Source organism: Pseudomonas sp. PME37.24/025, from assembly GCF_055556615.1.
Genome location: NZ_JBVHNK010000364.1, coordinates 1 through 255, shown reverse-complemented (window position 1 = coordinate 255; position 255 = coordinate 1). Strand labels below are relative to the sequence as shown.

The following is a 255-nucleotide window of genomic DNA, read 5'->3' as shown; positions in this document are numbered from 1 at the left end:
GCCACGCTGACCAGATGCTGAACCAGTACATCCAGCGGCTGATGGGGGGATTCACGTGCTTCGATACGCCCGGCTGCGACGGCGTCTTGCACGGCAATGGCTTCGATCAATTCAAGGCCGTGAGTGGGAACAAGAGTAATCCGAGAGGTACGCCCCGGCGCATGACCGGAACGCCCAGCGCGTTGCAGCAGACGGGCGACACCCTTGGCCGATCCGATCTGCAGAACCCGCTCGACAGGCAGGAAATCGACTCCC

At 62.4% G+C, this 255-nt stretch carries 1 pseudogene; it reads right to left on the bottom strand.

From position 1 onward, the window contains the following. A pseudogene (locus tag ACZ3HH_RS30705) lies at positions 1 to 255 on the bottom strand (DNA ligase-associated DEXH box helicase); the annotation flags it as partial.